The 22,435-nt window shown below is 65.5% G+C and carries 27 protein-coding genes; 22 read left to right on the forward strand and 5 right to left on the reverse strand.

The genetic code is table 11. The features are described 5' to 3' along the window. Positions 1-4 precede the first annotated feature (4 nt). On the reverse strand, positions 5-1,690 hold the full coding sequence (locus MQH10_RS10210) for an alpha/beta fold hydrolase (RefSeq protein ID WP_242563952.1): 1,686 nt from the start codon (positions 1,688-1,690) through the stop codon (positions 5-7). 360 nt (positions 1,691-2,050) lie between these two features. Here MQH10_RS10210 and MQH10_RS10215 point away from each other — a divergent pair, with 360 nt between their 5' ends. The 7 genes from MQH10_RS10215 (at position 2,051) to MQH10_RS10245 (ending at position 6,768) form a co-directional block, all read left to right on the forward strand. Next, a complete protein-coding gene (locus tag MQH10_RS10215; RefSeq protein WP_242563953.1) occupies positions 2,051-2,758 on the forward strand; it encodes a SapC family protein in 708 nt (235 codons plus the stop codon). A 78-nt stretch (positions 2,759-2,836) separates the two neighbouring features. Next, positions 2,837-3,001: a hypothetical protein gene (locus tag MQH10_RS10220; RefSeq protein WP_242563954.1), complete on the forward strand. Its 165-nt coding sequence runs from the start codon at positions 2,837-2,839 to the stop codon at positions 2,999-3,001. A gap of 84 nt (positions 3,002-3,085) precedes the next feature. After that, positions 3,086-4,045, forward strand: coding sequence for a UbiA family prenyltransferase (locus MQH10_RS10225; protein WP_272886836.1), 960 nt, complete (start codon positions 3,086-3,088; stop codon positions 4,043-4,045). Next, a complete protein-coding gene (locus MQH10_RS10230; RefSeq protein WP_242563956.1) occupies positions 4,042-5,370 on the forward strand; it encodes an FAD-binding protein in 1,329 nt (442 codons plus the stop codon). Before MQH10_RS10225 ends, MQH10_RS10230 begins: the two co-directional genes overlap by 4 nt. Positions 5,371-5,372: 2 nt before the next feature. Continuing rightward, positions 5,373-6,110: an SDR family NAD(P)-dependent oxidoreductase gene (locus tag MQH10_RS10235; RefSeq protein WP_242563957.1), complete on the forward strand. Its 738-nt coding sequence runs from the start codon at positions 5,373-5,375 to the stop codon at positions 6,108-6,110. Then, positions 6,107-6,544 (forward strand): GtrA family protein, encoded by a 438-nt coding sequence (locus tag MQH10_RS10240; protein ID WP_242563958.1) that lies wholly within the window; start codon positions 6,107-6,109, stop codon positions 6,542-6,544. The genes MQH10_RS10235 and MQH10_RS10240 overlap by 4 nt, the downstream gene beginning before the upstream one ends. 32 nt (positions 6,545-6,576) lie before the next feature. Next, positions 6,577-6,768, forward strand: coding sequence for a hypothetical protein (locus MQH10_RS10245; RefSeq protein ID WP_242563959.1), 192 nt, complete (start codon positions 6,577-6,579; stop codon positions 6,766-6,768). A gap of 15 nt (positions 6,769-6,783) precedes the next feature. On the opposite strand, the gene MQH10_RS10250 is transcribed toward MQH10_RS10245, so the two are convergent. Further along, positions 6,784-7,665 (reverse strand): DUF3426 domain-containing protein, encoded by an 882-nt coding sequence (locus MQH10_RS10250; protein WP_336605075.1) that lies wholly within the window; start codon positions 7,663-7,665, stop codon positions 6,784-6,786. A 213-nt stretch (positions 7,666-7,878) separates the two neighbouring features. On the opposite strand from MQH10_RS10250, the gene MQH10_RS10255 reads away from it, so the two are divergent. Together MQH10_RS10255 and MQH10_RS10260 are read left to right on the forward strand one after the other, a co-directional pair. Next, positions 7,879-8,109 carry a hypothetical protein gene (locus MQH10_RS10255; RefSeq protein ID WP_242563961.1) on the forward strand — a complete coding sequence of 77 codons (231 nt, stop codon included), beginning with the start codon at positions 7,879-7,881 and terminating at the stop codon, positions 8,107-8,109. Between the two features lie 126 nt (positions 8,110-8,235). Continuing rightward, positions 8,236-9,822 carry a M10 family metallopeptidase C-terminal domain-containing protein gene (locus MQH10_RS10260; protein WP_242563962.1) on the forward strand — a complete coding sequence of 529 codons (1,587 nt, stop codon included), beginning with the start codon at positions 8,236-8,238 and terminating at the stop codon, positions 9,820-9,822. A gap of 40 nt (positions 9,823-9,862) precedes the next feature. On the opposite strand, the gene MQH10_RS10265 is transcribed toward MQH10_RS10260, so the two are convergent. Together MQH10_RS10265 and MQH10_RS10270 are read right to left on the reverse strand one after the other, a co-directional pair. Next, positions 9,863-10,075: a Flp family type IVb pilin gene (locus tag MQH10_RS10265; RefSeq protein WP_242563963.1), complete on the reverse strand. Its 213-nt coding sequence runs from the start codon at positions 10,073-10,075 to the stop codon at positions 9,863-9,865. Between the two features lie 106 nt (positions 10,076-10,181). Beyond that, complete coding sequence (locus MQH10_RS10270) at positions 10,182-12,512, reverse strand: spermidine synthase (protein ID WP_242563964.1); 2,331 nt, start codon at positions 12,510-12,512, stop codon at positions 10,182-10,184. 316 nt (positions 12,513-12,828) lie between these two features. Here MQH10_RS10270 and MQH10_RS10275 point away from each other — a divergent pair, with 316 nt between their 5' ends. The 12 genes from MQH10_RS10275 (at position 12,829) to MQH10_RS27065 (ending at position 20,172) form a co-directional block, all read left to right on the forward strand. Beyond that, positions 12,829-13,023 (forward strand): hypothetical protein, encoded by a 195-nt coding sequence (locus tag MQH10_RS10275; protein WP_242563965.1) that lies wholly within the window; start codon positions 12,829-12,831, stop codon positions 13,021-13,023. A gap of 70 nt (positions 13,024-13,093) precedes the next feature. Next, complete coding sequence (locus tag MQH10_RS10280; RefSeq protein WP_242563966.1) at positions 13,094-13,558, forward strand: A24 family peptidase; 465 nt, start codon at positions 13,094-13,096, stop codon at positions 13,556-13,558. Positions 13,559-13,579: 21 nt separating this feature from the next. Continuing rightward, positions 13,580-13,723: a hypothetical protein gene (locus MQH10_RS10285; RefSeq protein WP_242563967.1), complete on the forward strand. Its 144-nt coding sequence runs from the start codon at positions 13,580-13,582 to the stop codon at positions 13,721-13,723. A 24-nt stretch (positions 13,724-13,747) separates the two neighbouring features. Continuing rightward, on the forward strand, positions 13,748-14,680 hold the full coding sequence (locus MQH10_RS10290; RefSeq protein WP_242563968.1) for an RcpC/CpaB family pilus assembly protein: 933 nt from the start codon (positions 13,748-13,750) through the stop codon (positions 14,678-14,680). After that, the gene (locus MQH10_RS26795) at positions 14,677-16,116 is read left to right on the forward strand and encodes a type II and III secretion system protein family protein (RefSeq protein ID WP_242563969.1); all 1,440 of its coding nucleotides are present in this window, start codon (positions 14,677-14,679) and stop codon (positions 16,114-16,116) included. Before MQH10_RS10290 ends, MQH10_RS26795 begins: the two co-directional genes overlap by 4 nt. Then, complete coding sequence (locus tag MQH10_RS10300; RefSeq protein WP_242563970.1) at positions 16,113-17,207, forward strand: TadA family conjugal transfer-associated ATPase; 1,095 nt, start codon at positions 16,113-16,115, stop codon at positions 17,205-17,207. The genes MQH10_RS26795 and MQH10_RS10300 overlap by 4 nt, the downstream gene beginning before the upstream one ends. Further along, on the forward strand, positions 17,204-17,911 hold the full coding sequence (locus MQH10_RS10305; RefSeq protein ID WP_242563971.1) for a type II secretion system F family protein: 708 nt from the start codon (positions 17,204-17,206) through the stop codon (positions 17,909-17,911). Before MQH10_RS10300 ends, MQH10_RS10305 begins: the two co-directional genes overlap by 4 nt. Next, the gene (locus MQH10_RS10310) at positions 17,908-18,384 is read left to right on the forward strand and encodes a hypothetical protein (protein WP_242563972.1); all 477 of its coding nucleotides are present in this window, start codon (positions 17,908-17,910) and stop codon (positions 18,382-18,384) included. Before MQH10_RS10305 ends, MQH10_RS10310 begins: the two co-directional genes overlap by 4 nt. 106 nt (positions 18,385-18,490) lie before the next feature. After that, on the forward strand, positions 18,491-18,850 hold the full coding sequence (locus tag MQH10_RS10315) for a hypothetical protein (RefSeq protein WP_242563973.1): 360 nt from the start codon (positions 18,491-18,493) through the stop codon (positions 18,848-18,850). 282 nt (positions 18,851-19,132) lie between these two features. Then, positions 19,133-19,357, forward strand: coding sequence for a hypothetical protein (locus MQH10_RS10320; protein WP_242563974.1), 225 nt, complete (start codon positions 19,133-19,135; stop codon positions 19,355-19,357). A 138-nt stretch (positions 19,358-19,495) separates the two neighbouring features. Continuing rightward, entirely contained in the window at positions 19,496-19,942 is a 447-nt protein-coding gene (locus tag MQH10_RS10325; RefSeq protein ID WP_242563975.1) for a MarR family transcriptional regulator, read from the forward strand. 38 nt (positions 19,943-19,980) lie between these two features. Then, entirely contained in the window at positions 19,981-20,172 is a 192-nt protein-coding gene (locus tag MQH10_RS27065; protein ID WP_419720762.1) for a Lar family restriction alleviation protein, read from the forward strand. 195 nt (positions 20,173-20,367) lie between these two features. Here the strand turns inward: MQH10_RS27065 and MQH10_RS10330 are convergent, their stop codons facing one another. Continuing rightward, a complete protein-coding gene (locus tag MQH10_RS10330; protein WP_242563976.1) occupies positions 20,368-20,949 on the reverse strand; it encodes a hypothetical protein in 582 nt (193 codons plus the stop codon). A gap of 454 nt (positions 20,950-21,403) precedes the next feature. On the opposite strand from MQH10_RS10330, the gene MQH10_RS10335 reads away from it, so the two are divergent. Beyond that, a complete protein-coding gene (locus tag MQH10_RS10335) occupies positions 21,404-21,877 on the forward strand; it encodes a hypothetical protein (RefSeq protein WP_242563977.1) in 474 nt (157 codons plus the stop codon). The last annotated feature ends 558 nt before the right edge of the window (positions 21,878-22,435 follow it).

The raw sequence follows: 22,435 nt of genomic DNA on the forward strand, positions 1-22,435 counted from the left end.
GCGATCAGGCCTGGAAGAACGCCGCCAGTTCCGCGAGCGCGGTCTTGCGGCTGAAGCGTCGCGCCAGGCTGTGATCGAGCCCCTGGCGGATGCTCAAGGTGAGCCCTTCGTGGGCGCGCCAGTCCCGGCCGGCGGGGCCGAAATAGGTCACCACCTCGTCGAGGGAGGGATCTTCCACCCCCATCAGCAGGTGGGCCCGCCCGCCCCGGGCGGCGAAGGCGGCCATGTCGGCGCGCAATTGCTCGGCCTCGGGATTGGCGCGCTTACGCCACCGCGAGGCCAGGCGGCTGAGCAGGGTCCTGGCGACCGCGACCACATCCACCTGACCGCGCAGCAGTCTGAGCCAGGTTTCGGGACGCCCGACCCCCTGCTTATAGGCCTCCGTCGACTTTCCCTGATCGCGCTTGTCGATGGCCAGCGAGTCGCCGGGCCGCCAGATCATCTTGGCGGCGTTGATCACGAACATGCCGCCGACCCGGGGATCGCGGCAGGCGTAATGCAGGGCATGATAGCCGCCCGCGCAGGCCCCGATCAGGATGATCTCTTCGGCGCCTTGCGCCTGCATCAGAATGATCGCGGCGTCGAGGTCGGCCGTGCGCGAGGTCTCGTAGACATGCACGGGACCGACGGAGGGACTGTCGCCCAGGCCCGCGAAATCAAAGCGCAGGGTGGCGACGCCCTGGCCCGCCAGCAGACGCGCCGCGGCGGCGGAAAACCCGCCGATCCCGGCGCGCGGGTCGCCGCCCGTATTGCAGATGATCGCGGCGCGCCGCGAGGGTTCAACCGCCGTCGGCCTGCAGATCACCCCGGCAAGGTCGGGGCCGAAGCGCACCGCCTCTTCCCGGAAGTCCGTCCCGACCAGGGCCGCCGGGGCGGCGGGCGCCGCCGATGGCTTCGCCTTGAGGTCCGGATAGTTCGCGTCCAGCCAGGCGGCGACGCGCCCAAACACCTCCGCCGGCGGCAGATTGCTGTGGGCGTCTTCGAACAGGGCTTCATAGCCGGGGAAGTCGGAGCGTGTGACCTCCGCGCCGAGCGCCTTCAAGTGTTCGCCCAGCAGGTCTGACGCCTCGGTCTGGGCGACCATCAGAACCTTTGGCGCCGTCGCATTCACCGCGGTCAGGTCGATGGCGGAGATCCGCGCCTGGGTGTCGGCCGCGAGACTGAGCCCCTCGGCCTCGAAGGCGTCCGCCGGGTCAAGGCTTGAGGTCCGACCGACGGCCGCGGCCACCTTCAGTTCACGAAGCCAGCGGCGGCCCAGGATGACGGGCGCCAGGAGGACGAGGCCCCGCGCCTCGGCCTGGGCCAGGGCCGCCAAGGTCGCGCCGAACCTGAGGCCCACCAAGACGACCTCGTCGACGCCGGAGGCGTCCCGCAAGACCTTGGCCGCCGAAGCCACGCCCTGGGTCCAGGCCGCCAGGGCTTCATCGCCCTCGCCCAGCGGCAGACTATCGCCCTCGCCCAGGTGATCATACCGCAGGACGGGGAAGCCGAGATCGGCCAGGCTTTCGGCCAAGAGCCGCAGGGGCTTGTGTCCGCAGCGCGCGTCGCGGCCCAGGCCCGGGACGATGACCACGCCCACCTTGCGCATCAGCCCCTGGGTCGCGGGGTGAAACCAGCCGAATGAGCCGGCGAAGCTCAAGGCGCGCGCGGCGTCGGCCGGCGCATCTGTCGCAATCTGGGGCGAGATCATGAACATGCCCTCGAGGCTGCAACCCTCATGCCCTGGATCGGGCGCAGCGGACCGCCCCAAGGGGCCCGGAAGCGGCGGCGAAGGGCGAGGCTGAGCGGCATCAGGCGCAGAGGGGGTCGATCTCGTGAGAGGACATCGGGCGGAGACCTGCCCTACAGCCTTAGCTTTACAGGATCACGCTTCTGAGTTGCAGGTCCGCCTCAAACTGGGGAGGCGCGCCGTCCGCAACCTGGTTTTCGAGCGAAACCCTCACCAGTCCAGGCTCGCAAATCGGCTTAACCCATGATTTACTAATGATTGTCCGAGCCCTGAGGGAACGCGGGCTGGCTTGGGGGAGCCAATAACCGCAAAATGCGACCATTGTTCTACGAAAATCCGGTGGCGCTGCATCCGCAGGCCCACGGTCAGGCCGGCCTAAGCGAACAGCTCGACTACGGATTCGCCGCGCAGACCAACGCGGTGCCCATCACCCTGTCCGAGATTCCGCTCGCGGCGCTGAGCTATCCCATCGCCTTTACGATCGAAGGCGGGGTGCGGCCCGTGGCGATCGTCGGGCTGCGCGACGATGAGAACCTGTTCGTCGATCGCAAGGGCGACTGGATGCCCGGCGCCTATATCCCCGCCTATGTGCGTCGCTATCCCTTCATCCTGTCCGAATATGGCGACGGCGAAGGCGTGCAGCTTTGCATCGACGACCATCCCCGGGTGCTGGTGCCCGAAGGCGGCCTGCCGCTGTTTCGCGGCGAAGAGCCCACCCCGATGCTGGAAAAGGCCTTCAACTTCTGCCGCTCGGTGCATGCGGCGGATCTGGCGACCTCGCCCTTTATCGAGGTCCTGATCGCCTGCGGGGTGCTGGATGCGCGCGCCGCCGAGGTGGCGATGCCCGATGGCGGGTCCATCAAGATGGCGGGCTTCGCCTCGATCGATGAGGCGAAGTTCCGCGCCCTGCCCGATGAAGTGATCTTGACCCTGCGCCGTCAGGGCTGGCTGGCGGCCATCTATGCGCAACTGCATTCGACCCTGAACTGGACGCGCCTAGGCGATCTCCTGGTCACCCGCCACGGCTAGACCCGGCGGCGCCAAGGCGGCGCCAGATCGGGACAAGCCGCCTTGGGGATCTGGCCAAGGTCTTGCACGGGCTGGTTGATGTTGAAGAGCCCGTTCCGAAAGAAGTCGAAGCGTCGCCAACGCGAAGAAGCCCGTGCGCGCGCCAAATGGTGGGATCGGTATGGCGAGAAAATTCGCCTGAGCCTGATCGCTGGCGGCGTGGTGACGGCGGCGGCGGCGATCGCCCAGGCGACGATCCGCTAGGCGCGCCCGCGGCGACAAGGTTTGACAGGGTCCGACGGACCAGGGCATCGAGGGCGCTTGGGATGCGTCGATGAGGATCTGGTCATGGCGAGCGACAAGCGCGCTCGGGACCTTGAGGCCGCTCCGGCGCGCGGGGCTCCGGACGCGTGGGCGAGACCAAGCCTCATGGACTGGGCCCGCGCTTTGCGGCTGCACCAGTGGGTCAAGAACAGCCTGATCTTCGTGCCGGCGGTGCTGGGCGGCGCCAGTCATTCCCCGTCGGCCTGGATCCATGGGCTCCTGGGCTTTTTCGGCCTGGGTCTCGTGGCCTCGGCCACCTATGTGATCAACGACCTGTGCGATCTCGCCGATGATCGCGCGCACTGGGCCAAGCGCCACCGACCCTTCGCGAGCGGCCGGATTCCCATCGCCGCCGGCGTGGCGGTCTCAGGGGTCGGCCTGGTCTTGGGCCTGGGCCTGGCCTGGATGGCCCAGGGTTTGGCGGCCCTGGGCGTGGTGGGCGCCTATCTGGGCCTGACGCTGAGCTATTCCCTGGCCATGAAGCGGACGCCGATCCTGGATGTCGCGATCCTGGCGACGCTCTTCACCTTGCGCCTGGCGCTGGGGGTGGTCTGCGCCCAGGTGGTCTGGTCGGCTTGGCTGCTCGTGTTTTCGATGTTCCTCTTCAGCTCGCTGTCCTTCGCCAAGCGCCTGACGGAGATCTTGCGGCTGAAGGCACAGGGCGGAGATCGCTTGCCCGGCCGCGGCTATGAGGCGGCCGATGCGCCCTTCGTCCAAGCGATGGGCGTGTCGCTCTCGGCGGCCGCGGTCCTCGTCATGGTCATGTATCTGATCGAGGAGGCGTTCGGGACCGGGCTCTATCGGACCCCGCAACTGCTTTGGACCCTGCCCCTGCTTCTGGCCCTTTGGCTGGGGCGGATCTGGCTTTTGTGTGGTCGCGGGGTCTTAGACGATGATCCGGTGATCTTCGCCCTGCGCGATCGCGCCAGCCTGGCCCTGGGCGGGCTGGTGGCGCTCAGCGTCCTGGCGGCGGCCCTCCTGTGACCCTGACCTTCCAGCGCCATCTGGAGCCCCTGTCCTGGGGGCGCGCGCACCGCGGGCCGCAAAGCCTCGCCCAGCCGCCCAGCGTCACCGCCTTGAAGGCCTGGGCCGAGCAGAACACTGGGCCCCGCCTGGGTCGGGGCCTTGGACGGGCCTATGGCGATAGCGGGCTCTTTGGCCGCGGCCGCCTGATCGACATGACCGGGCTCGACCGCTTCTGCAGCTTTGACGCAACGACCGGCCTGGTGCGGGCCCAGGCCGGGCTGTCGCTCGACGCGCTCTTGCAGGTGACCGCGCCACAGGGCTGGTTCGTGTCGGTCACGCCGGGCACGCGCTTTGTGACCCTGGGCGGCGCGATCGCCAATGATGTGCATGGCAAGAACCACACCCGCGCCGGAACCTTCGGCCGCGCCGTGCGGGCCCTGACCCTGCTGCGCAGCGACCGGGGCTTGGTTGAGGTCACCCCGGCTTCGGATCCCGACCTGTTCGCCGCCACGGTGGGCGGCATGGGGCTAACCGGGCTGATCCTGGACGTGACCTTGCAGCTTGAGCCGATCGCCTCGACCGATCTTGAGGTGGAGACCCTGCCGCTCGGCGATCTGGGCGACTTCTTCGATCTCAACGCCGACAGTCTGGGCGGGTTCGAGCAGACCGTCGCCTGGATCGATTGCACCCGGCGCGGCGCCAAGCTGGGCCTTGGCGTCTACACCCGCGCCAATTGGGCGGCGTCCGGTCCCCTGGCGGCGCATGAGGTCGGCCCGCGCCTGACCCTCCCCGTCGAGACCCCCGGCGTTCTCATCAACCGCTTCACCCTGGCGGGGTTCAACCGCGTCTACCGAGCCGCGCAACTCAGCCGTCCCAGGCAGGCGCGGGCGCCCTATGCGCAGGTCTTCTATCCGCTGGATGCGGTGGGCGGCTGGAACAAGCTCTATGGCCCGGCGGGCTTCTATCAATATCAGTGCGTCATCCCGCAGGACGCTGGGCGCGCAGGCATCGCCGACCTCCTGGCCGAGATTGCGCGATCCGGCGAGGGCTCGCCCCTGGTGGTGCTGAAGACCTTTGGCGACCTCCCCTCCCCGGGCCTGCTGAGCTTTCCGCGGCCCGGCTACAGCTTGGCCTTGGATTTCCGCAATCGCGGTCCGGCCACCCTCGACCTTTTGGCCAGGCTGGATCGGATCGTGGACGCCTGCGGCGGCGCGCTCTATCCGGCCAAGGATGGGCGCATGCCGCGCCACATGTTCGAGCTGAGCTTTCCGCATCTGGAGCGGTTCTGGGCGTCGCGGGATCCGGCCTGCGGCTCGGATTTCCTGACGCGACTGGGGATCTGACCATGACCAAGCGGGTGATCATCTTGGGCGCGCTCTCGGCGGTGGCCGTGGCGACCGCCCGCCTCTACGCCGCCCAGGGCGCGGCCCTGACCCTGGTCGCGCGAGACGCGGGCGAGCTCGCGCTCCTGGCCGCCGATCTGAAGGTGCGCGGCGCGAGTGCGGTGACGCCGGAGGTCCTCGATCTGGCGCAAGCCGATCCGAGCCTCCTGAAACGCTGGGTCGAAGCGCGCGGCGGCTGCGACCTCGTCCTGATCGCCTATGGAACCCTGACCGACCAGGCGCGGGCCGAGACCGATCTCGCCTATGGGCGCGAACAGCTCGCGACCAATTTCGGGTCCGCCGCGGGTTGGGCCATGGCGGCGGCCGCGGCGCTTGAGGCCCAGGGTCATGGCGCCTTGGTCGTCCTGGGCTCCGTGGCCGGCGATCGGGGGCGAGGCTCCAACTATGTCTATGGCGCAGCCAAGGCGGGGCTGGGGGTCCTGGTGCAAGGCCTGGCGCATCGGCTGGCGGGAAGCGGCGCGCGCGCCGTGCTGATCAAGCCGGGCTTCATCGACACGCCGATGACCGCGCATCTGGCCAAGTCCGGACCCTTGTGGTCGAAGCCCGAGGCGATCGCGCGGGTCATCGCCAAGGCGGCCGTCTCCGGCGGGCCGATCGTCTATGCCCCGGCCTATTGGCGGCTGATTTTATGGGTGATCCGCGCCCTGCCCGCCGCCCTCGTCCATCGCACCCGCCTGTGAGCGCCTGGCCCGACGCCGAGCAACGCGCGGCCCTGGCCCGGGTGGGGCGCTATCTGGCGCTCGGCGGATTGGCGGCGGCGGTCAATTGGGGCTCGCGGTTCGGCTGGAGCCTCATCCTGCCGTTTCCGCTCGCCGTGGTCTGCGCCTATGCCTGCGGCATGGCGGTGGCCTTTGGGCTGTTTCGCCGGTTCGTCTTTCCGGGCTCCACGGCGCCCCTGGCCCAACAGGCGCGAAACTTCGTCCTGGTGAACCTGGTCGGCATGGGGCTGACCTGGATCGTGGCGGTGAGTTTGGTCGACGGGGTCTTTCCCGCGCTCGGCATGCGGTTTCACCCCGAGGCGATCGGCCATGGCCTGGCCGTGGCCGCGCCTGTGGCGTCGAGCTGGTTCGGGCACCGCCGGTTCAGCTTCCCCAAGACGTCCGCCCCAAGCTGAGGGGCGCGAGGCTCGACGGAGGCTGGCCGGTTGTGCAAAATGGTGCGGGTGAGGACGCGCGTTTGAAAACTCCGTTTCAGAAGAAGTCCAAGCGGCGTCTGCGCTTGGAGGCCCGCCAGCGTGCAAAATGGTGGGATCAGCATGGCGAAGCCATTCGTTTGACCCTGATCGGCGGCGGCATCGTGTTTGCGGCGGCAGCCGTGGCCAAGTTCGCCGTGCGCTAGAGGGCCGCGCAGGGGCTAAGGCGAGGTCGGCGTCGGACGCGCAGGCGCCCCGGCCCGCCGCCCAGGATCAAATATGACCTCCAACTGGTCAGCCGCCGCCGGCGGATCCAGAATCGCAAAATTGAATGCGCGCGCCGCCTGAGCGGGCACCAGGCTCTGCGCCGGCGTCACGCGCTTGGACCACACCCGCCGCCCTTGGCTGTTGAGCAGGCTTACTCGGAGCGCGGGCGCGGTCTGCGGGGACGGCGCGAGATTGCGGATCACGCCGGAAACCGACAGGGCCGCGTGACCGTCTTGCACGACAGGCTGCGCGCTCACCCCTTCGATCACCAAGGTCGCAGCTTGGGCGACCGTGGCGGCCCGCCCCCCCAGCGCCCAGTCGTGAACCTTGCGCCAAACTGCGCCCAAGGCCTCCTCAAGGGTCGGCCGCGGCGGCGCGGGAGTTGGCCTGGGGGGCTGAGTGGCGGCGCACGGTTGACCGGCCACCGGACAGTCCGCGCCGACCGCTTTTCCGTTCAAGCCCAGGGCTGGTCGAACCGCCGGCGTCGCGGCGTCGTCCTGTGCGGGGTCGGCTGCGGACGGCTGTGCGGCGAAGGCGGCAGATCCCGTCAGGACCGCGACGAGCAGCCCGATGAGACCGGCCCGCCCACGGCGCCGAAGCCCTTGAGCCTGGCTTGGGCCGGCGATCCCGATCCGCATCACGCGACCATATCGGGGCGGCGCGGGGATGGGCTGACCCGAGCGCGTTCCGATTGCGGGGGATGCCAGACGGTCAGCTTCGAGAGGTTGGCCATGGGCCTGTCGCATCGAACCGCTTCGTCTCCCTATGCGTCCCGCCCCTTCAATCCCGAGGCGATCGAAACCGTCTGCGCCCCCTTGAGTCGGGCCAGCGACCATAGCCTGAGGCCGCGCGCGCGCCGCCTCAAAAAGCCCAGGCGCGTGCGTGGCGTGGCCTGCGCCTCGACCGCGGCGCGCCGCCGGCGCCCCGTCCCCAGCGCCGAACCCGCCCGACGGGACACGCAGGCCCGGACACGACGACTTGCCCCTGGGAGAGGCCGCCTAGCTAAGCTATGGATGGAAGGCCTCTCCCCCCGGCCTGAGCTCGTCCCCATGCCCTTTACCGCCATCTTTCTCGACGCGGACGGTGCGCCCTATGCCGGTCACGGCGCGCATAGGGTGACGGCCGGCGACCCCGCCCAAGCGCGCGAGATCGCAGAGAAAATGCTCTCGACCTCGCTGCGCGAGACTGAGGTCCGGGGCTTTCGGATTTTGGACGGCGCGGGCCTGGTGGTCTTTGAAGGGCCGACCGGGCCCTCGTCGGGCCCATCCGCCAAGATCTAGAGGTGAAGGGGCAATCCGACCCTGGCCTGCGCCCTCCTCATTTTGGCGCCTTGAGGGTCCGCCGCGACGCACGCCAAGCTTAAGCTTGGACGGGCGCCACCGCCTTTGTCGATCAAGGGCTATGCGATGACGCTTCCGACCTTAAGTCAGATCACCAGCGCCCTCTTGGCGCCCAATGATTATTGGACCGGAGGGGTGATCACCTATTCGGTTCCGGGCTCAGGCAGTGTTTGGCCCGGCTATAGCGCCCAGGAGGAGCCTTTCAGCAGCGGCTATGGGGTGGCGAGCGCCGCCCAGGCGTTGCGCATCGCCGCGGCGTTTCAGGTATGGGACAGCGAGCTCAATATCGTCCTGTCGCCGACCGATGACGTGGCCCACACCGGCGCCATTCGGGTGGCCTTCACCGACGTGGCGGCCTTGGCCCACGACCCCACCACCTTGGCCTACACCTATTCCCCCCCGACCAAGGGGGTGAACATCCAGACCTGGGATGGCGATGTCTGGCTGACCGCTGACTACAAGACCTCAAGTTTCGCAGACCATAGCGAAGCCTATCTCACCCTGCTGCATGAGATCGGCCACGCCTTGGGCCTGAAGCATCCCTTTGAGGGATCGTCGGTCTTGCCCGACGACTACGACACGACCCGCTACACGGTGATGTCCTACACCGACTACGCCGACGGCAATTGGATCGATGTCGAAAAGGTGGGTGGGGTCGACAGATTGGTGTCGAGCTTCATCCACCCCCAAACCCCCATGGTGTTTGATATCGCCGCGCTGCAGGCCCGCTATGGGGCTGATCTGCAGACCAACGCCACCAATACGACCTATGCGCCTTCCAGCGATCCGGCCATGCGCACGATCTGGGACGGAGGCGGCGTCGATACGATCGATCTTTCGAGCCATGCCCGAAGCGCGATGATCGATCTGACGCCGGGGGCCTATTCCTCGATCGACATCTGGTCGGCGGCCGATCAGGCCAGGTGGTGGACCGCGCTCTATCCCAATTTGAGCGGCGCCATCGCCAAGGCCTTCGCCGACCCGGGCGTCTATACCTGGACCAATAATTTCGCGATCGCCTATGGGACGGTGATTGAGAACGTCAAAGGCGGTTCAGGCGCCGATACGGTGATGGGCAATGACGCCGACAACCTGATCGAGGGCAATGGCGGCCAGGATTATCTGCGCGGCGGCGCGGGCAACGACACGCTGCGCGGCGGCGATGCGTTCGACGACCTCAACGGCAATCAAGGAAATGACACCGAGTTCGGCGGCGAGGGCGACGACTGGGTGGTGGGCGGCAAGGACAATGACGTCCTCTATGGCGAGGCCGGAAACGACATCGTCTACGGCAATCTCGGCGACGATACGATCTCGGGCGGCGACGGCGCCGACTGGGTGCGCGGCGGCCAGGGCAATGACAGTGTCTCCGGTGGGGCCGGCGACGACCTCCTCTATGGCGACCGCGGCGATGACACCTTGAGCGGCGGGGCGGGCGCCGACACGTTCCGCAGCTTTGGCGATGCGGGCCTCGATCGGGTGATCGACTTCAGCCGCACGGAAGGCGACCGCGTCGTGCTAGATCCCGGAACGAGCTACACGGTCGCCCAATCCGGCGCCGACGTGGTGATTTCGATGACGGGGGGCGGCCAGATGGTGCTGGTCGGGACCCCTCTTTCCAGCCTCTCAGACGGCTGGATCAGCGTCGGCTAGGCTCAGGCCGGAAGGCGGACGCCGCCCAGGCGGCCCCGCCCTAGTCCGGTTGGACCATGCTGTCGACAGCGGCGGCCTGGGCGTCGCGCAAGGCCGAGCCGGCCACGGCGATGACGCCCGACAGCACACCGCCCATGGTCGTGTATTCGATCGTGGTCAGTCCGGATTCATCTCGCAGTAAGGATGAAATCTCCGCACCGACGGCCTTAAGAGCCGCCTGCACCGACCAACGCTTATTGTCTTCTTGTCTCACTGGTTATGTCCCACCAGTCATCACCTGGGACAAACCTAGAGGTTCGCATCCTAATTCGACGCGAAGAGACGTGGTTTCAAGCGGTTAACTGTAGTTCTCCATGGCGTTAAGATTTTGGTGATTTCGCCACCTCGGCCGTCTTGTCGGCCTCATCGGTGTCACTCGTCTCGTCGCTGCTCGCCTCGTCGGAACTGTCGGTCGCCTCGTCCTTGTCGGCCGGCGTCTCGGCGGCCGTGGTCGTGGCGGCGGCCTTGTCGCTGGCGGCATTGGCCTGGATCTGTCGGTAAAGCGCGCCGATCAGATTGGTGTAGTCATCGGTCCAGGGGCGAACGACCTTGGGCGGGGTGGGGCTCCAACCGGCGTCGGGCGCGTACTTGGCCAAGACCGCAGGGTGCTTGGCGACCAGCACCATGGTCTCCCCGGTGTCGAGGAAGTTGTTGGCGTCCTCTGGGGCGTCATAATCGTTGAGCACGGCTACGGCGCCGGCGGCCTTGGCGACGGCGAGCGCGGGGCTGCCGAGCTCCAGATTGCGATTGGAGATGTGGATCAGCAGAACCCCGTCATCCTTCAGCTTGGCCAGATAGATGCGCATCGCCTCGACGGTGAGCAGGTGGGCCGGAATGGCGTCGGAGGAGAAGGCGTCGATCATCAGGAAATCGAACTTGGCGTTCGGCTGCTGCTGCACGGTGAAGCGGGCGTCGCCCATCACGATCCCGACGTGGCCCTTGGCGCAGTTCGAGAGGAAGGTGAAGTGCTTGGGATCGGTCGCCAGGTCTCGGACCAGAGGATTGATCTCGAAATAGGTCATCTCATCGCCGGGCCGGGTGATGGTCGAGGTGACCCCGGCGCCCAGGCCCACGACGCCCAGTTGAAGCGGATGAGGTTCGGCCTGCAGGCGGGCGAACAATTTGCCCATCGACGTGGCGTGACCGTAATAGAGCAAGGGCTCGCAGGCCTTGGCCTTATCGGCCAACTGAGCGCCGTGCACCGTGCTGCCGTGCCAGATGATCTTGATGTCCCCGAGATCGTCATTCTCCTCCGTGGTCTCTGAAAGGACCCCGAAGAAGTTGCGATAGGTGCGCCCGTCGTTCACGCGGTCGCCGACATATTCGGCGCTGACGGAGATCACCGCGATCAGGGCGACAAACATCGGCATGATGTTGCGCACCGGCAGGGTGAGGATGGCGGCGCCCAACAGCAGGCCGTGCCGGATCGCCTCGACGCTGTCTTCGCCATAGCCATAGAGCTCGGCGGTCAGGGGCGCACTGACGGCCAAGGCGACGGCGGTGGCGCAGGCGCCCCAGCGCCAAAGTTCGATCTTCTCCCGCGCCCAGGGCCGGGCAAGGCCGGCGAGCAAGAGGACGATGGGATATTCCCAGACATTGTCGAACAGGATCGGGGCCAAGAAGGCGTTGAAGCTGCCGCCCACCACCCCGCCGGCGGACATCCAAAGATAGAATTCCGTCAAATGGTCGGCGGCGGGCCGCTTGGAGACGAGGACCAGGTGGCAGACCAGAGCCACGGCGAAGAAGGTCGCCAGGTGGAGCAGGATCTGAAAGCCGATCGGACCGGCGGTGTAGGGGGCGAAGGCGGCGCAGAGCGGCACAAAGATCGCCTGCAGCAGCAAGGCGACCTTCAAGGGGATCGGCGGCTTGTCAGCGAAAGCGATGACGAAGGTGATCAGATAGAGCGCGAGCGGGGCGACCCAGAGGAAGGGCGCGGATGCGACATCCATCGAAAGATGGTTGGTGACCCCCATCATCAGGCTGGAGGGCGCCGCAGCCAGCAGCAGCCATGTGATCCGGGTCCGCCAGGTGGGCGCGGGCGTCCGCTCGATGGCCGTCTCGGTCTGAGCGGCGCCGGCCCCCGACGAGGCCCGCCAGGCCAGATAGATGAGCAGACCGGCGAAGACGAGATAGAGGCCGCTCCAGATCGTGGTTTGGTCGTGCACCGCCATCAGGGGTTCGACCACGGTCGGATAGGCCAGGAGCGCCAGCAGGCTGCCCAGATTGGACGCCGCATAGAGCGAATAGGGCCCGCCGCCATCGGCGCTGGGATAGACGCGGGCGTGCCAGGCCTGGACCAGCGGCGCGGTGGCCGAAAGTGCGGCGAAGGGCGCACCTATCGACAAGGTCAAGGCCCCGAGCAGCCAAATCGCGGGATGGTCGGTCTGCGGCGGGCCGATCAGGCTGGTCACTCTGAGCGGCAGGGTGGCGGCGGCCAGAATCAGCACGCCGGCGTGAATCACCGCTTGGAGGCGGGCGTTCTTGAGGCGTTGCAGACCGTGGGCGTAGGCGTAGCCGGCCAAGAGGGCGACCTGAAAGAAGGCCAGGCTGGTGTTCCAGACCGCGGGCGTGCCGCCCAGAAGCGGCAGCATGAGCTTGGCCAGCAGCGGCTCGACCAGAAAGACAAGGCCCGCGCTGATGAACGTGGCCAATACGAATAGCGCTGCTCTGGGGGGCGCAATTTGGGTATTGATCTTGGTCTCAATGCTCAAATCACGCCCTCCGGTGGAAATTACAGGCCCATCGACAGCTATTCGCAATCCAGGCCAGCATCTCTGTTTACCAAATTCCGAACTTTCACCGGCGTTCGATAACCAAATTCCAGATCGAATTACACGACCTCTCCCTTATGCCTTAAGGGGCGACCCGCTCAAATTGAGCGGGTTAATGTTTGACTAAGCCTGTCGGTTCGGGACACTCATTAACACCGAGCAAGGGTGCTCAAGGGATAACTGGGGAGCGGGCGAAATGCTGCGTGAATTCATCAATCAAATGTCGGCTCTGCTTCAAGACGAAGCGGGCCTGACCTCGACCGAATACTCGACCATGGGCGGCGCGATGGCCGGCGGCGTGTTCTCGATGTCCGACGCTCTGACGTCGGCCTCCGGCACCGCCTTTGACAACGTGATCAACGCCGTCGCCGGCGACGACGCCGACGTCTAATCTGGCGCGTCAGGCGTTCGTCGATCACGACGACGGACGCCTGACGGTCTGATCTACGATGGAATTTATAGTGCACGGGACCCTGCTGGCTTTGCTTGCGGGGTGTATTTTTTCAGACGTACGGACGCGGCGGATACCGAACTTCGCCTGCGCAGGCATCGCTTTGCTTGGCACCGCCGAATGCCTGCTGGATGAACCGAGAGACCTGCCGATCAGGTTGGCCATCGCCGGGGGGGCGATGTTCGCCGGTCTAGTGTTACACCGCAAGAAAGTCCTGGGCGGCGGAGATATCAAGTTGGTGGCGAGCCTCGTCATCTGGCTCACGCCGATCGAACTGAGACTGTTCGTCCTTGTGATATTGATCGCGGGCGGCTTCGTCGGGATCTTCTACATGGGGATGGGGCTTTTGAAGCGCCTGTTCGACCCAAAGGCGCCCGTTGTTTCCAATGTTCCCTACGCCCTTGCGATCGTCGTTGGATTTCTGTTCCTGCGCCCAAGACTGGTGACGGAACTGTTCTGGATCGGTCGCGGCTAGTCACCGGTCCAAGGGGGGAAGATGGAGAGCGGGCAGAACTCGAAGAAAGCGCACGGCGCCATGACGGTGCTGAAGAATGTCGCTGCGTTCGTTCTGATGGCTTTTGTGGCGCTCGTGATTGTCGAGGTCCTGAAGCTGAAGGTCATTCCCCACTTCTTGCATTGATGCGCTGACGCAGGAGACCTCGTCATGGCCGGCACCGATCCGTTCAATATCCGCTCCGCCCCGAAGTCAGGGCCGCGCGGGATTATCGACACCCTTAAGAATATCGGGTTCTTCGCGGTCGCCCTGATCGCCACCGTTGCGATGGTGACGCTGTTCAAGGCCGCCACCGCCTCAGCGACCACCGATCATGGCGGCGGCAGATATTTCCTGGAAGCGACCCAGACCCTGAAGGTCGGCGATGTGCTGTCGCCTGAGAACGCCGTGTGGCGCTCGGGCGTCGGCAAGAATACGCATGCCTATCTGACCGACGACACCAAGTCGTCGGATCGCTATTGGGGCTGGCGGGTCTTGGCCCCCATCCGGGCTGGCAAGCCGGTCACCAACACCAGCGTGGTGGAAGTCAATCAAGCCGCCAATGTGGTCAGCCTGCCGCCGGGCATGGTGGGCTTTGTGCTGAGCGGCGATGAACTCGCCTCGACAACCGAGCTCCTGCGACCGGGCAGCGACGTCAATGTGATCGCGGTCGCCGGCGGCACCCGCAAGCTCGCCAGCATGACGCCTTCGGTGGCGACCTTGGTCGAAAGCGCGAAGGTCTTGTACGTCCGCCCCGGCCTGAAGCGTGGCGGCCGCGGCGTTGACGCCACGGTGACCATCGCCGTCGCCCCGGACGTGGCTGAAGATCTGGCCGCTTGGCGCCAGAACGGCTCTCTGGTTCTCACCCTGGCCGGCTCCACCCCGCCTGGCGTGTCGCGCGTCGGCGAATGGCGCGAGCTCTTGGAAGACGAGACCAGCGACGATACGGCTGACGAGGCCACGGACGACACCGAAGCCGCCCCCGCGGCGGCCCCGGTGCAGATCGCCGGCGAATACAAGCAGCGCGGTGTGACCATCATCACGCCGACGGGCTCGGCCAAGCAGGATATCGCCGCGGGCGTGACCCAAAAGGTCGCCCAGTGATCGGTCGCGCCTGGATCCTCGGGATCGCCGCGGCCGGCGCCGCCAGCGTCGCCAGCGCGGCGGCGGCTCAGGGAGGGCCGACCCTCGTGCCGCAGGGCGGGGTCGTGATGCTGACCCCCGCCTCCGATGTCGATTCCGTGGTGGTCTCCAACGACACCGCCTTGGGCGTGGAGGTGCAGGACACCCGCCACATCGTGGTGTTCGGCAAGCAGGAGGGGTCTGGCGAGATCATCCTGTTGGACGCGCGCAAACGGCCCATCGACCGTCGGCAAGTCAGCGTGGTGGCCGATGTCTCCGGCATCCAGGCCCTGATCGACCAATCGACGCCGGGCTCGCACATCAAGGTCGCCAAGTCGTCGAGCGTGATCGTGCTGTCGGGCACGGCAGAGAACTCCGCCCAGGTGAAACTGGCCGCCGACATCGCCGCCAGCGCCTTCCCGACCAGCAGCATCAAGGTGCTGAACCTGATCCGCAGCGCCGCCAATGATCAGCTGGCCGTCTCGGTGCGGGTGATGGAGGTTCGCCAGACGCGCCTGCGCGAACTCGGCATCAAATGGACGGCGCAGAACCGCTACAATCAGGGCACCGGCCAGATCGGGAACCTGTTCAATTCGGCTCTGGGCACGACCGGCGCGCAGGATCTGTTTGCGACGGCGAAATTCACCATCGATCGCCTGACGCTGGACGCCTACATCAACTTCCTGCGCTCCGAGGGCGCAGCGACCATGCTGGCGGAGCCCACCATTGTGGCCACCAGCGGCCAGAAGGCGAAGTTCCTGGCGGGCGGCGAATTGCCGGTGCCGGTGCCGACGGTGTTTTCCGGGTCCAATCAGGTGGTCAATAGCTACACCTATAAGCCCTACGGCATCTCGCTGGAGTTCACCGCCCAGATCCTGGACGCCAATTCGCTCACCCTGCAGCTGCAGCCGGAAGTCTCAGCCATCGATGACAGCCATGTGGTCGACCTGAATGGGTCGAAGGTCCCGGGCCTGGTCACGCGCAAGACCGAAACCACGGTCGATCTGAACTTCGGTGAGAGCGTGGCGATCGCGGGCTTACGCGCGCGTGAGGAAAATCGCGACCGACGCGGCCTGCCCTTCTCCACGCCGTTTGGCATTGGCGATGCGCTGGCCGGCGCCAACAACTCCAAGCGGTCCGACACCGAGCTCGTGATCATTGTCACGCCGGAGCGGGTGAGCGACAGCCAGCAGGCCGCCATGCCTGCGCCGGACATGACGGCGGCCCAGCCCAAGCCGGCCAAACCTGCCGCCGCGCCCAAGCCCACGCCGCGGCCCACGACCAAGCCCCAGGCGTCGGCCTCCGCGCCTAAGACCCCGACCAAGCCCGGTCCGGTCTTGGCGGCCAAGGGCAAGGGCCCGGTCTTGGCGCCCCATGGACTTGAGCCGCCCAGCGCGCCGACGCGCCTAGCCAAATGACCGAAGAGGCGCGTCAAGGCCTGCTGTCGGCCCTCATCGATGAGGCCGCCCGGGCCTATCCTTCGGCGGGCCCTGGCGAGCTCGATGTGGATGAGGCGACCCTGCGCGGGTTTCTCGCCGATCTGGTGCGGCGCGGGCCCCGTCTCGACGCCGCCCAGCAACAGGCGCTCGTCTCCGCGGCCATCGCGGAGATCTTGGGTTACGGCCCGATCGACCCCTTGATGAAGACCAAAGGGGTCACGGACATCCTGATCAATGGCTGGCGCCACATCGTCTATGAACAGGATGGCCGCCTGCAGCCCTTCGAGGGCGCCTTTTTCAGTCCCGAGCATTTGAGGGCCTTCGTCCACCGCCACGTCGCCCGCGCCGAGCGCGCGGTCAATCGCGCAAATCCGTGGGTCGATGTTGAACTGCGCGACGGCTCGCGCATGCACGTGGTCTCCGATCCCGTCGCGCAAGGCGGGCCCTTTGTCTCCATCCGCCGGTTCGCGGAGACGGCCTATAGCTTGGAGGACCTGCAGGCGTTCGGCGCGATCACGCCCGAGCAGAAGCTTTGGTTCGAGAGCGCGGTCTGCCGCCGCCTCAATCTGATCATCGCCGGCGCCCCGGGCGTCGGCAAGACGACCTTGATGGGCGCCCTCCTCGGCCGCGCCGCGCCGCATGAGCGAATCATACTGATCGAGGATGTGAGCGAACTGAAGGTCGACCATCCTCACTGCATTAAGCTGCAGACCCGTCGCCTGACCTATGGCGACGGGGAACAAGCCAATATTCGCAAGCTGGTGCGGGAGACCTTGCGCATGCGGCCCGACCGACTGGTGGTGGGGGAAGTGCGCGGGGAAGAAGTGTTCGACATGGTCTCGGCCATGTCGATTGGTCTGTCCGGGTCGCTGACGACCTTGCACGCGGGCTCTGTGACGGGCGCGATCCACCGCCTGGAAAGCCTCTATTCGGCGGCCACGACCGGGCAAGCCGGGATTGAGCCCAGTCGGGCGTTGCGCGAGGCGATCGATGCGATCGTCTATCTCAATCGCGACAGCGAGGGACGCCGGCGGATCTCCGACATCCACATGCTGGGCGCTGAGCGTTGAATTCGATCCTCAGCCGCCTGGACCTCGAGCTGCATCCGTTCGCGCTGCTGGGCGGGGCGTTGGGTGGCGTGGCCCTGGGGTTTTGGAGCCAAGCGCCCTTCCTGGGCCTGATCTTTGGTCTTGGCGCCTTCGTGCTGATCGCCCAGATCCTGCAACAGCGGCGGAGCGCCCAGTTGGGCGATGAGCGCACCAATGTTCGCCAATTGCTGGAACAGGCCACCCCCTTGGCGCGGTCTGGCGTACCGCTCGAGACGGCGCTGGGTCAGGCGGCGGCGCGGTTGGAATACCCGGGCGGCGCCGCCCTGACCGCGGCCTTGGCGGCCAATGCGGCCGGGCGTTTCGGCGGACGCATTGAAGAGGCCCTGCGGCGCTGGCCTTTGAGTGAACTCGTCTTCCAACTCTATCTGGTCCACCGCGAGAACGGGGGCGATCCGACCCGGTTCATGGACGCCTTCCGCAGCTCCCTCGGCATGGCCGATGACCTGGCGAAGAAGAAGCAGCTGGCCCTGCTGCAGATCCGTTGGCAGGCCAATATGATCACCCTGTTCTTCTTCCTGGTGCTGGGTCTGTCGATCGTCAACGCCGGGGTGTTTTACGCCGCCCTGCTTGGCACCGAAGAGGGCCGCACCTTGACCTCGATCTCGGCTTGCCTGGTGACCTGGGGCCGGGTGGTGCTCAATGTCTTGGCGAGGACCATGGAATGAGTTCGGGCCGCGTCACCCGCATTCGCGACGAAGAGGCCTGCGAGCTGGCCGCGGTCGCAGCCTTGGCGGCGGCGGAAGCGGGCGCACCACCCGCCTCCTCGATCGGCTTAGCGCTGAATTTGGCCGGCGCGCACTATGACGATGTGATCTTGCGCCTCCAGAGCCTATGGCGGCGGATGCAGTTCGCGCCCAATCCGGGTCACGTGACGTCGGACGCCAATACAAGCCCCGCTGGGGTTGAATTGCTGAGACTTGCAAAAGACGCCGAAGCCAATGGTGATGATCTTCGAGAACGCCTGAGGATTTACCTCGAAAATAGCTTCGAGCGAAGAGACTTCGAGTTGAGGCGACGTATTGAGGTAATTCCAGTCTATATGATCATAGTCTTGGTGATCTTTTTTATGCCAGCGATTCTTATCGTACTGGTTGGACCATCGTTCCAAGCCTTGCTGCGTGCTTTGTACGAGGTCTAGAATGCGCGCTCAAACTGAGCAGGTCCAATCTGGAGCACCGCTTCCCAACCGCCTATGATGAACAGAGTATTGCACTGCTCGTGCTGGAAAGGGATTGGGGGGCTTAATGATTAAGCTAATACGCGCAGCGGTCTTCGCTCTTGTGGCGATGTTCGCGTTTTCGACCATTGTCCCGGAAGGGTCCGTTGCTTCGGCGCAGACCACGACCGGCACGACCACGCCGAAAGTGAAGAAGACTCTTAAGAAGAAGACGGTCAACAAGACCAAGAAGAATCTTAAGAAGAAGAAGGGCAGCAAGACCGGTAAGAAGCTCAACAAGAAGAAGGGCAAGAAGACCGGTAAGAAGCTGAACAAAAAGAAGGCCGCGAAGAACAAGAAGAATCTGAAGAAGAAGGCCACCAACAAGACCAAGAAGAAGCTGAAGAAGAAGGTCGCCACCAAGAAGGCGACACCTCCTCCCGCTTAAGTTTCTGAATTAATTGAGAAAGCCCTCGCAATGAACCACAATCTCCTGAGAGATATCGGTGTGTCGTTGCGGGGGCTTTTGCATGACACCCGTGGCCTCGCGTCCGTCGAGGCCACGATTCTTCTGGCGACCCTTGGGATCGCCGCAGCAGGCGCGGGCGTCGTCGCCGGCCCCGTGATCAAGCAATATTCCGATCATCTATCCGCCTCCGTGCAGACCGCTCGATGCTTGGCGGCTGGCGAAGCTGGCGCCCCCTTCCCGAACTGCCCCTAGGCGTCTGGCATGCTGGGCGTTCAGGTCCTCTTTCTCTGCGTTGTGGCGTTCATTGTCGGCGCCGAACAGGCTGCGCCCGGTGTGCTGAAGTCCACGATCACGGCCGCCGCCCAAGTCTATGAAAGCACCCACGAGCATACGCTGACCCGGCTGTGCGCCCGCATCGAGGCCCATGGCGGAACCTGTCCGGGCCATGCGCCGCCCGCATCCCCACCGACGCCTCCCCCGACCTGAGCCGCTCACGGGCCCGACACGTCGATAACCCCAAATCCGGGAATTACCCAAATTCGGTGAACGTCGATATTTGTCTCTTGGAGGCAATGTGTCCGGCATGTTTCAACTGTCTCTACGCCACCGGGGGACGCGTGATAATTGCTCAACACAACCAGTGATAAGGGCGGTGTAGCCCTGCAGAAGAACTTGAATTTAGTTCAAACTCGTCTGCACCTCGCCTCAAAGATATTTCGCTTCTTTACCAATCTACGCGGACGCAAGGGCGTGGACGCGGAAGGGTTTCAGATCCTTTCGGCGTTTATCCTTGCCGGCCTTGCAGAGCTTCAACGCCAACAGACCAAGCAATTCTCGCAGGATACTTTTGTGGCCTCTCTGACGGCCACGGCCCTGTCGGAGATGACCGGGATCCCGCGTCAGACCGTGCGGCGTAAGCTTGAGCGTATGGAGAAATTGGGACTGGTGGCCCGCCAGGAGGACAGCGGCTACGTCATGACGACCTATCATCCGGACCTGGATCTGATCCATGTCATCCAGACCTCGCTTGAGGCGTCGTCTGGATTGTCGGCTGTGGCTCTGACAGCTTAGCTGACGCCCCGTCTCACCTTCCCCAGGAGCAGATCTCGATGACGCGTGCGGCCCTTCTGCCCTGCCCGTTCTGTGGCGAACGCCAGACTTCGACCATCGCCAGCGATGTCGATTGTTATTTCGTCCGGTGTGAGGATTGCCTCGCCGAGGGCCCGCCGGAGGATACTTTGGATGAGGCCATGGTCGCCTGGAATGCGCGCGCCGAAATCGCCACGACGCCCAGGCGCTAGTGGACGCCATTCCCGGTCGACGACGGTCCAGTCAAGTCTGGGGCTCGCTCTGAAGGGTCGGGCGGAGGTTCGCGCCAGCTTCGCCCGGCAGGCCGGCGGCGAAGCGGCCCTCACCTCGCCTCTTAGGGCGACGCTCAGGCGCGCCTGCCGCCGGACCAAGCTCGGTCGGCGGGGGGAAGCGCCCGCCTTCCTCGCCTATTGAAGCGGTTGGATGCTGGCGTCACGCGCGATCGCCGCGGCGTCTGAGATGCGACCTCGCCCAGGCGTTCCGACAATCGCGGAGGCCGGGGTCCCGGCGGCTTCCGCTGATCGGATGGTGGACGCGGCGGGCCGAGAGATCAGCGCGGCTTCCGCCATTTGCAGGTCAATATAGGCCAGACGTGAGGTCGCCTCGTCAGCGAGGTTGAAGCGGACAAGGCGATGGGTGTGGTCGGCGTCGACCGGCGCGCTCGTCACCCGCTTGGCCCAACCGTCGGTCTGGACGCTGCGATAGAGCGGCGCGGCCTCCGCCAGCCGGCCGGTCGCCTGATAGGTGGCGGCCAGATTGAAGCGGTCGACTACGCTCATTCCCGGCGCATTAGCGCGCTCGAAGAGATTGGCGGCGGTCCATTTGTCGCCCCAATAGGCCGATCGCACCGCGGCGACTTCCGCGCGGCGCACGTTTGCGGGATCGGAAAGGGCGCCGCGAGACTCCAGCCGCGCCGTCTGGTGGGTGGCGCAAGCGGCGGACATCAGGCAAAGGGCCAGCGCCCCGCAAGTCGAGGTGATCTTGTTCATGTGCTCTCCAGGTCAGGTGGTCCGGCCTGGAGGACAAAGCGCTCCGTCAGGTCTCGGCAGTCCGTAAGTCAATGCCGCCCTTCGCGCTTGGTTCGCTGGTAAACAAATTATATATTTTCCTAAAAGTAGCGCTTGTTCAAAGCGTTACTGTAGAGAAATCATCCGCCAGGCGAGCTATTGCGCCTACAGAGCCGCACCAAGGGCCAAGCCTGAAGCCCTGATCCGACGATGTTCGCCTCCCCTGGCGCGGCCCCTTTGCCCAACAGCGCAAGTCTGTTCTCGGACTGACCGAAACCGTTCCACAGCCTCCCCCGGGTTGAAGCCGTGACCATGATCTGAGAGGGCTTCACTTGTCGCTGAAAGCCCCGGTCTTAGGAGCCTCTGCACAAGGTCCGAGTTGAAGTTTTGTTGACCAAATCTCTCTCAATTGCTGGGCTGAGGGAGGAAGGGTTCCATGATCGCCATCGACCGCCAGATCGCCCCTGTTCCGGCTCTACTCGGCCAGAATTCGGCGCACCCAGAGGCGACGTCAGTCGTTCAGGACCCAGGCTCATACCCCTTGCCTGAGCCCGTGAGTACGCCAGGCCCGCAGAGCGTAGCCTTGTCGAGGTTCACCCCGGCCACATGGAACGCCTTGCTCGAACTTCAGGCTGCGCCGTCTTCGCACGACGAACTGAGCCGTGCTGCCAATGAAGCTTGGGAGGTTGAGGCCGACATCGCGGAGCCGGAAGAAGACGGAGAGGCGTCAGACCAGGAGATTGAAGCCGAGGCCTCGGACGGCGCTGTAGCGGACAATACGCCCCAAGCGCTGCCGAGTTCGGATGAGGCCGATGGCGCAGTCGAGGGCCCCACAGACGGGGATGATCAGGCCGCCAAGGGCCTTGAGCCGTTCGCCGAAGACGAGCCAACAGCCTCGAGACCCCGTTAGGTCGATGAGGCGCGCTTAGGGCCACCCGCAGCCTAGAGACTTCAGGCGCCAAAGAGGTTGGCCACGATCCGGTCTCCTGGACTTTCAGCCATATCTTAGCGCCGTCCCCCTGGCGGGACGCACTTGCGCATAACGGCGGTATATCTGGTGTTCCTGGCGCGCGCATCACCCTTGCGGGGAATTTGTCACCCGAACCGGGTTTCAATGTGCGCGCGGAAAAATAGTGTCCCAATAAGCCATTCACCCTCGTCGGGTCTAAGGCGAGTTGCGGCCCCAAGAATTGCCCTGTCACAGCACAAGGACATTGCGCGGCGAGGCCTCGCCTCCTGCCCGAGACGTCCTGCCTATCGGATCGCGGCGAGTAGAGGCGCGACGACCAGGGCCAACCCTGCCCAAAACACACCATTGAAAACCAATATGAAGGCCAGAGAACGCCTCGCCGACCACTTATGCTCTAGAGGTGCCTCAGACCACGACTGCGCCAATTGCGCTTGCAGAGCGGCGGCGGGACTTTCGTGAGCCGCATCGGTGGGACGCATAGCGCGAGGTCGCATGCGG

This window comes from Phenylobacterium aquaticum (genome assembly GCF_022695515.1).
GTDB lineage: Bacteria > Pseudomonadota > Alphaproteobacteria > Caulobacterales > Caulobacteraceae > Phenylobacterium > Phenylobacterium aquaticum.

What these genes read in the sequence shown, in the direction of transcription:
- MQH10_RS10210 (WP_242563952.1), bottom strand. Translation starts at nt 1,690, where the DNA reads ATGATCTCGCCCCAGATTGCGACAGATGCGCCGGCCGACGCCGCGCGC.
- MQH10_RS10220 (WP_242563954.1), top strand. Translation starts at nt 2,837, where the DNA reads ATGTTGAAGAGCCCGTTCCGAAAGAAGTCGAAGCGTCGCCAACGCGAA.
- MQH10_RS10225 (WP_272886836.1), top strand. Translation starts at nt 3,086, where the DNA reads ATGGCGAGCGACAAGCGCGCTCGGGACCTTGAGGCCGCTCCGGCGCGC.
- MQH10_RS10235 (WP_242563957.1), top strand. Translation starts at nt 5,373, where the DNA reads ATGACCAAGCGGGTGATCATCTTGGGCGCGCTCTCGGCGGTGGCCGTG.
- MQH10_RS10250 (WP_336605075.1), bottom strand. Translation starts at nt 7,665, where the DNA reads ATGGTCGCTGGCCCGACTCAAGGGGGCGCAGACGGTTTCGATCGCCTC.
- MQH10_RS10255 (WP_242563961.1), top strand. Translation starts at nt 7,879, where the DNA reads ATGCCCTTTACCGCCATCTTTCTCGACGCGGACGGTGCGCCCTATGCC.
- MQH10_RS10260 (WP_242563962.1), top strand. Translation starts at nt 8,236, where the DNA reads ATGACGCTTCCGACCTTAAGTCAGATCACCAGCGCCCTCTTGGCGCCC.
- MQH10_RS10275 (WP_242563965.1), top strand. Translation starts at nt 12,829, where the DNA reads ATGCTGCGTGAATTCATCAATCAAATGTCGGCTCTGCTTCAAGACGAA.
- MQH10_RS10285 (WP_242563967.1), top strand. Translation starts at nt 13,580, where the DNA reads ATGGAGAGCGGGCAGAACTCGAAGAAAGCGCACGGCGCCATGACGGTG.
- MQH10_RS10290 (WP_242563968.1), top strand. Translation starts at nt 13,748, where the DNA reads ATGGCCGGCACCGATCCGTTCAATATCCGCTCCGCCCCGAAGTCAGGG.
- MQH10_RS10300 (WP_242563970.1), top strand. Translation starts at nt 16,113, where the DNA reads ATGACCGAAGAGGCGCGTCAAGGCCTGCTGTCGGCCCTCATCGATGAG.
- MQH10_RS10310 (WP_242563972.1), top strand. Translation starts at nt 17,908, where the DNA reads ATGAGTTCGGGCCGCGTCACCCGCATTCGCGACGAAGAGGCCTGCGAG.
- MQH10_RS10315 (WP_242563973.1), top strand. Translation starts at nt 18,491, where the DNA reads ATGATTAAGCTAATACGCGCAGCGGTCTTCGCTCTTGTGGCGATGTTC.
- MQH10_RS10320 (WP_242563974.1), top strand. Translation starts at nt 19,133, where the DNA reads ATGCTGGGCGTTCAGGTCCTCTTTCTCTGCGTTGTGGCGTTCATTGTC.
- MQH10_RS27065 (WP_419720762.1), top strand. Translation starts at nt 19,981, where the DNA reads ATGACGCGTGCGGCCCTTCTGCCCTGCCCGTTCTGTGGCGAACGCCAG.
- MQH10_RS10330 (WP_242563976.1), bottom strand. Translation starts at nt 20,949, where the DNA reads ATGAACAAGATCACCTCGACTTGCGGGGCGCTGGCCCTTTGCCTGATG.
- MQH10_RS10335 (WP_242563977.1), top strand. Translation starts at nt 21,404, where the DNA reads ATGATCGCCATCGACCGCCAGATCGCCCCTGTTCCGGCTCTACTCGGC.